Raw genomic sequence first — 6,921 nt, forward strand, 5'->3', positions numbered from 1 at the left:
AAAAATCATGCTCAGCTACATTGGAAAAAGAATGCTGCAGCTCATTCCTGTCCTGCTTGGGATGACGTTTATCGTATTCATGATTATCCGTGCAATCCCGGGTAACCCCGCACAAATTATTCTTGGGCAGCAGGCGACTAAAGAGTCAGTCGAAGCGCTGACGATAAAGCTTGGTTTGGATAACCCTTGGTATGTTCAGTATTTCAAATACTTGGGAGACCTTTTAAAAGGAGATTTGGGCGAGTCGATGAGAACTCGAGCTCCTGTATCAGATGAAATATGGCCTTATTTAGCAGCTACGTTTGAATTGGCACTATTCGCCATCGTTATTGCAGTTATTATCGGTATTAATGCAGGAATCATCTCAGCGTGGTTTCAAAATTCATGGTTTGATTATACGGCGATGATTTTGGCACTTGTTGGCGTGTCCATGCCTATCTTCTGGCTGGGCCTTATGGGGCAATGGGTTTTTGCTGTAGAAAATCCATGGTTGCCGACTGGAGGGCGAGAGGAAGTACGAGATCCTATCAACGCCATAACGAATCTCTATGTACTTGATACAATTATTCAAGGCCGTTTTGATCAGTTATGGCAGGTTTTCCGTCACCTTATTTTACCAGGACTAGCACTGGCAACAATTCCGATGGCAATTATCGCACGGATGACCCGTTCAAGTATGCTCGAAGTAATGCGCTCCGATTATATTCGTACCGCACGGGCGAAAGGTCAGAAAATGTTTTGGGTCGTATATAAGCATGCGCTTAAAAATGCAATCATTCCTGTGTTAACAATTATTGGTCTGCAAATGGGAATGTTACTTGGTGGTGCGATTTTGACTGAGACAATTTTTGCTTGGCCTGGTGTTGGGCGTTATATTTACGACGCAATTGGATTCCGAGATTATCCCGTCATTCAGTCAGCGATTCTAATTGTGGCGCTCTTCTTTGTTTTGATCAACTTGCTTGTAGACTTGCTCTATAGTCTGATAGATCCGAGGATTAAATATGATTGAGGAAGGGGGAAGCACTTATGTCTGAATTTGTACCTAAGGCCGATGGAATTGCGAATAATAAAGTTGATAAAACTGCAGGACCTTGGCGTGAAGCTTGGAATGGCTTTAAAAAGAGTAAAGTGGCAGTTGTCGGTATGGGTATTGTTATATTCTTTATCCTGCTAGCGGGTTTCGGTTTTGTGGCGGAACAAGGTTATCTTGGTTCAAACATTGGACTAGAGGGCATTAACGACCAAAAGTTATCGGATCGGCTTCTCCCTCCTTCAAGTGAATATTGGTTTGGAACAGATGACCTTGGAAGGGATATTTTTTCCCGAATTGTTCATGGTGCCCGAATTTCACTATGGGTTGGATTCTTTTCTGTAATCGGATCGGTAGTTGTAGGAAGTGCATTGGGTATCGTAGCAGGTTATTATGGCAGATGGGTTGATACGATTATTTCACGTGTGTTCGACATTATGCTAGCATTTCCTTCTATCTTGTTGGCCATTGCAATTGTTTCCGTACTTGGTCCGAGTCTGCAAAATGCGCTTATCGCAATCGCAGTTATAAATGTGCCGAACTTTGGAAGGCTCATTCGTTCAAAAGTATTGAGTATAAAAGAAGATGAATATATTACTGCGGCAAAAGGGATCGGAATGAAAGATGCTAGGATTCTGTTTTCTCACATCTTGCCGAACTCTATGGCGCCGGTAATTGTTCAAGGAACTCTAGCAATTGCAACGGCAATCCTTGAAGCAGCTGCACTTGGGTTTTTAGGACTGGGTGCACAAGCGCCGATGCCAGAGTGGGGAAAAATGTTAGCGGATTCAAAAAGCTTCCTACATTCAGCCCCATGGACAATGATTTTCCCAGGTATCGCAATTATGCTTACAGTACTGGGCTTTAACTTAATGGGTGATGGTTTACGTGATGCACTCGATCCTAAGATGAAGAGTTAGGATAATAAAAATGCCCTACATCCCGCTAAATTCATCGGGATGTAGGGCATTTTTTAATAGATAAGAAAGTATAAGTTTTTGAACCTAGAGCAAAGTCTAGCTCCAGCGTTTTTCTTAATAGATTTCTTCTGTCAGTTTCGAATTCACTTTATTGTTATGATACTTCTGAAATAGAACAATCAGCTTGTCAAAGTGTTCAAGTTGTTCTTCATAATTAAAGATAGACGACAGGATATGAAGAAGATGATAGGCGGAAAATTCCTCTTCTTCTTTCGTAAGGGCAATTTCCTTTGCAAAAATCTCCATCACCTCATGACGCTGGATGTATTCTTCATTCGGACTGGTATTTACTGCATCAGACTTCAGTTTACCAACGAACTTCAGATGGAGTTGTTCGTGATATGTGAGCAGTGCGTCGAGACGTTCCTGCACCATCATCCGGAAATGTTCCGGCAAATCAATCAGTTCATTTTCATACTGATGAAGTCTTTTCAGTACATCATAACTGCTCCTTGAAGTAGCAACCATTTGTCTGTAAACGACAAGTTTTCTCGCTTTGTTTCTCGTATTCTTTTTGAAGTAGCTCCGTTCCTCTTTAAATAGCGTGTACAGCTGATCTACCTGAGAAAGGCGCTCCTTCGATTTTGTCAGTGACTTTTTTGTTGCTAAGTGATCAGATGCTTGCCTTCCAGCCAGGCGGGTCCAACGAATAATTTCGTCTTGTGCCTGATGAATGGACTCAAATAATTTTGTTTCGTATTTCGGTGGCATGAACAGCAAGTTCACAACGAAAGCGGCAAGAATACCGATAATCAATGTCAAAAATCTGAGCAATGCAAATGACAGGAACTCATCGCCTTTGATTTCCATTATGGCGATCATTACCACGAGTGCCATCGAAATTGATTTTTCTAGGCCCAATTTAATCATTATTAATATAATAATGACCGCGGCAAGTCCTATGAAGACTAGCTGATTACCAAACAGGAGAACAAATAAAACCGCAACAACTGCGCCAATTATATTACCTTGAACCTGTTCGATAATTGTTAAATAAGATCTATAGATAGAAGGTTGGATGGCAAAAATGGCCGCGATTCCCGCAAACAATGGATGCGGCATGTGTAAAATTTCTGCTAGGAACAATGCGAACATAATCGCAATGCCCGTTTTAAAAATGCGGGCACCAAGTATCATGGGGGTTATCCTTTCTGATCAAATACGCCTTGGCGTATTTGCGCACAGACTTTTATCGAGCCTGCTCGATAAATTCCACTTAAAAGTCTGTGGCATCCGTCGGAGACTGTAACTTCATTTAGCTAGAGTTTTGCTCCTACCAAGTTGTATGCCTATTTTGCAAATACCTATCACTTTATCGAAGTGGAAGGCTTCCGCTAAATGAAGTTAAAGCTGTTTTTCGCTACTGTACCTTAACAATACCGTGCGGTCAACCGTTTATAGAAGTTGCGAGCTCTTTGAATGAATGATCGACTGCAACAAGTGTATCCATAATGTCTTCTTCCGTATGAGCAATTGTTAAAAACCACGCTTCATACTTTGAAGGTGCAAGGTTTATACCGTTTTTTAACATCAGTTTGAAGAACTTGGCGAACACATTGCCGTCTGTTGCTTCAGCTTGTTCGTAGTTTTCGACTTTTACGTCTGTAAAGAACAAAGTAAGGGCTCCTCCAAGACGATTTGTCGTTAATGTAATTCCGTGCTCTTTTGCAGATTTTACAATGCCCTCTTCAAGAATAGCACCTAGACGGTCCATTTCTTCATAAATACCAGGCGTTTGGAGAACTTCTAGAAGAGCAATTCCTGCTAACATCGACGCTGGATTCCCTGCCATTGTCCCTGCTTGATAAGCAGGACCTAGTGGAGCGACTTGTTCCATAATTTCTTTTTTCCCACCGTAACCGCCAATTGGTAAGCCGCCGCCAATAATTTTTCCGAATGCAGTAAGATCGGGTGTTAAACCGAGCAAATCCTGTGCGCCGCCGTAGTGGAAACGGAATGCAGTAATTACTTCATCATAAACAATCAAAGCGCCTTTTTCGGCTGCGATATCATGGACGAGCGGAAGAAACCCTTCTTTTGGTTCAACAATGCCGAAGTTACCAACGATTGGCTCGACTAGAATACATGCGATTTGGTCGCCCCATTTTTCCATTGCTTCTATATAAGCATTAGGATCGTTAAATGGAATCGTAATTACCTCTTTAGCAATCGACTCTGGCACACCTGCTGAATCAGGAGTACCAAGCGTTGCGGGGCCAGAACCTGCTGCAACGAGTACAAGATCCGAGTGACCGTGGTAACAGCCTGCAAATTTCATGATTTTTGTCCGCCCTGTATAAGCACGAGAAACTCGAATTGTCGTCATGACTGCTTCTGTACCAGAGTTTACAAAACGTACTTTATCCATTCTAGGCATTGCTTCCTTCAACATTTTTGCAAACTTCACTTCATGTCGAGTAGGCGTTCCGTATAGCAAACCTGTTTGCGCGGCTTTAACGATTGCTTCAGTAATATGTGGATGGGCATGCCCCGTAATGATTGGTCCATATGCAGCAAGATAGTCGATGTATTTATTGCCGTCGACATCCCAGAAGTAAGCACCTTCTGCACGTTCCATTACTGTAGGGGCTCCGCCGCCAACTGCATGGTATCCGCGCGATGGGCTATTTACCCCTCCCACGATATGCTCGCAAGCTTCATTATAGATTTTTTCTGAATTCGTTCTGATCATTTCAATTCCCCCGTTCAATTCATTACCCTCTCTATTCTAAACAAAATGAAGCAGATAGCCAAAGAATTTGAAACTAAAGGGCGCATTCTGTACGATTAAGGAAAGAATATATTGGAGGAATGGATAATGACGACACTTGAAGGTATGCATGCACCGGAATTTACATTGCCAAATGAGAACGGTGAAATGATTTCGCTAAAAGACTTCGCGGGTGAAAAGTATGTTGTTCTCTATTTTTATCCGAAAGATTCAACACCTGGATGTACAACGCAAGCTTGCGATTTCCGAGATGCGTATGAAGACTTTAGCAAGTTGAATGCAGTAGTACTTGGAGTGAGCCCTGATGGCGCAGCTTCACATGAGAAATTTATCGGGAAACATGGACTGCCGTTTTCCCTTCTTGTTGATGAAGAGCACACAGTTGCTGAAAAATATGATGTTTGGAAGTTGAAGAAGATGTTCGGTAAGGAGTATATGGGTATTGAGCGTTCGACATTTTTGATTGATCCGACGGGGACGGTTGTTAAAGAATGGCGTAAAGTGAAAGTGAAAGGCCATATAGAAGAAGCGCTTGTGACATTGGAGCAACTAACACAGTCTTGAGGGGGAACGAGAAATGGAAGTACTATTCACATTTGATATGAAGAAACATCAGGAACAGGGGCTTGTCATGAAGTTTCCTGAAGTTACATTTCAATTCAACAAAAAGCCGGAAGACATTGAAATTCAAACAGCATCAATTATTGTGACATATGGCGGTGATGTAGACGTTGCGCTACTCGATAAAGCGAAAGCATTGGAATGGATAATGGTTGCGTCGGCTGGCGTTGAAAAAATGCCTCTTGCTGAAATAGCTGAGCGCAACATCGTCATGTCAAATGTTCGCGGTATCCACAAAACACCGATGGCGGAATCCGTTCTCGCGCATATATTATCACTGCAACGGTCGTTACCACTTATTGACGAAAGACAACGGTCAAAAGAATGGAATCGGAAAGTCGGCTCGATTGAATTAAAAGGGTCGACTGCGCTTATCTTAGGTCCTGGCGCAATTGGTTCTGAAATAGGACGCTTACTTCAAGCATTTGGTGTCACTACAATTGGTTGTAACAGATCGGGCAGGGCAAGTGAATCGATGGATGAGACAATAAAGTTTGAAGCTTTGATAGATAGAGTGGGCATAGCAGACTTCGTTATTTCTGTTTTACCGAGTACACCAGAAACAAAAGGGCTGCTAACAGAAGGGCATTTCAAAGCCATGAAGGATAATGCGGTCTTCATGAATTTTGGTCGGGGTGACCTCTTTGCTGAACCGATTCTAATAGATGCATTGAAAAGTAATGAAATCAGGCATGCGGTTCTTGACGTATTTGAAACAGAGCCGCTACCTGCTGACAATGAACTATGGTTACTTGCAAATTGTACGATATCGCCACATGTTTCAAGTCTTTCTGGAAAGTATGTTGAAAGGGCCCTCACTATTTTTGAAGAAAACCTAGGTAAGTGGCAACAGGGGGAGTGGGATCTTCTGAACTTGATTGACATGGAACTTGGCTACTGAGTGGGAACTAAATTGATAGACACAAATGAAGTGGCTCACACAGCGCTTTAGTTGACATATGCACCCTATTTTAAGTACACTAATGATAATAATTATAAAGTGAGAATCTTTATGGATAGAGGTGCATAGCGATGTCGGAAGTTAGATTGAAAGGCGCGCTGGACGCATTGAAAAATAGTGGCGTCAGAATTACGCCACAGAGGCATGCGATTTTAGAGTATCTTATCTCCTCTGAGTCACATCCAACGGCTGATGATATATATAAAGCACTTGAATCTGATTTTCCTAACATGAGCGTTGCAACAGTATATAATAACCTTCGTGTGTTCCGCAATGCGGGACTTATTAAGGAACTCACTTATGGAGATGCTTCAAGCCGTTTTGACTTTGTTACTCACGATCATTATCATATCATCTGTGATGAATGCGGAACGATTGTTGATTTCCATCATCCTGGACTTGAAGAGGTGGAGCGCTTAGCTTCTCATGTAACAGGATTCAAAGTAAATTATCACCGTCTGGAAGTATATGGTACATGTCCTTCGTGTGTTTCGCGCGTAGCGAATACTAAATAAAAAAACGTCCGATACTCCTTCCAGTGAAGGTTGTATCGGACGTTTTTTTTATTCCTTAGAATCCTCTTTTATTGCAGCAG

Annotated in this window: 8 protein-coding genes (1 of these 8 cut by a window edge); 5 read left to right on the top strand and 3 right to left on the bottom strand. The window is 42.2% G+C overall.

Annotation, left to right across the window (positions count from 1 at the left end):
• Positions 1-7 precede the first annotated feature (7 nt).
• Positions 8-1,012: an ABC transporter permease gene (locus AZE41_RS03715; protein WP_067205829.1), complete on the top strand. Its 1,005-nt coding sequence runs from the start codon at positions 8-10 to the stop codon at positions 1,010-1,012.
• 17 nt (positions 1,013-1,029) lie between these two features.
• Positions 1,030-1,953, top strand: coding sequence for a nickel transporter permease (gene nikC / locus AZE41_RS03720; protein WP_067205831.1), 924 nt, complete (start codon positions 1,030-1,032; stop codon positions 1,951-1,953).
• Between the two features lie 114 nt (positions 1,954-2,067).
• Here nikC and AZE41_RS03725 read toward each other — a convergent pair whose 3' ends face one another.
• Together AZE41_RS03725 and AZE41_RS03730 are read right to left on the bottom strand one after the other, a co-directional pair.
• Positions 2,068-3,150 carry an FUSC family protein gene (locus AZE41_RS03725; RefSeq protein ID WP_067205834.1) on the bottom strand — a complete coding sequence of 361 codons (1,083 nt, stop codon included), beginning with the start codon at positions 3,148-3,150 and terminating at the stop codon, positions 2,068-2,070.
• Positions 3,151-3,400: 250 nt separating this feature from the next.
• A complete protein-coding gene (locus tag AZE41_RS03730) occupies positions 3,401-4,705 on the bottom strand; it encodes a glutamate-1-semialdehyde 2,1-aminomutase (protein WP_067213828.1) in 1,305 nt (434 codons plus the stop codon).
• Between the two features lie 126 nt (positions 4,706-4,831).
• Between AZE41_RS03730 and bcp the strand changes: the two genes are divergently transcribed.
• The 3 genes from bcp (at position 4,832) to perR (ending at position 6,841) form a co-directional block, all read left to right on the top strand.
• Complete coding sequence (gene bcp / locus AZE41_RS03735) at positions 4,832-5,308, top strand: thioredoxin-dependent thiol peroxidase (RefSeq protein ID WP_067205836.1); 477 nt, start codon at positions 4,832-4,834, stop codon at positions 5,306-5,308.
• Between the two features lie 13 nt (positions 5,309-5,321).
• A complete protein-coding gene (locus tag AZE41_RS03740) occupies positions 5,322-6,266 on the top strand; it encodes a D-2-hydroxyacid dehydrogenase (RefSeq protein ID WP_067205839.1) in 945 nt (314 codons plus the stop codon).
• Positions 6,267-6,397: 131 nt separating this feature from the next.
• Positions 6,398-6,841: a peroxide-responsive transcriptional repressor PerR gene (gene perR, locus AZE41_RS03745; protein WP_156475952.1), complete on the top strand. Its 444-nt coding sequence runs from the start codon at positions 6,398-6,400 to the stop codon at positions 6,839-6,841.
• Positions 6,842-6,889: 48 nt separating this feature from the next.
• Here the strand turns inward: perR and AZE41_RS03750 are convergent, their stop codons facing one another.
• Positions 6,890-6,921 carry the 3' end of a YgzB family protein gene (locus tag AZE41_RS03750; protein ID WP_067205845.1) on the bottom strand. Its footprint extends 349 nt past the window's final position, so the window shows 32 of its 381 coding nt (coding positions 350-381); its start codon lies beyond the right edge, outside the window; the stop codon is at positions 6,890-6,892.

This window comes from Sporosarcina psychrophila (assembly GCF_001590685.1).
In the GTDB taxonomy this organism is placed as follows: domain Bacteria; phylum Bacillota; class Bacilli; order Bacillales_A; family Planococcaceae; genus Sporosarcina; species Sporosarcina psychrophila.

What these genes read in the sequence shown, in the direction of transcription:
- AZE41_RS03715 (WP_067205829.1), top strand. Translation starts at nt 8, where the DNA reads ATGCTCAGCTACATTGGAAAAAGAATGCTGCAGCTCATTCCTGTCCTG.
- nikC (WP_067205831.1), top strand. Translation starts at nt 1,030, where the DNA reads ATGTCTGAATTTGTACCTAAGGCCGATGGAATTGCGAATAATAAAGTT.
- AZE41_RS03725 (WP_067205834.1), bottom strand. Translation starts at nt 3,150, where the DNA reads ATGATACTTGGTGCCCGCATTTTTAAAACGGGCATTGCGATTATGTTC.
- AZE41_RS03730 (WP_067213828.1), bottom strand. Translation starts at nt 4,705, where the DNA reads ATGATCAGAACGAATTCAGAAAAAATCTATAATGAAGCTTGCGAGCAT.
- bcp (WP_067205836.1), top strand. Translation starts at nt 4,832, where the DNA reads ATGACGACACTTGAAGGTATGCATGCACCGGAATTTACATTGCCAAAT.
- AZE41_RS03740 (WP_067205839.1), top strand. Translation starts at nt 5,322, where the DNA reads ATGGAAGTACTATTCACATTTGATATGAAGAAACATCAGGAACAGGGG.
- perR (WP_156475952.1), top strand. Translation starts at nt 6,398, where the DNA reads ATGTCGGAAGTTAGATTGAAAGGCGCGCTGGACGCATTGAAAAATAGT.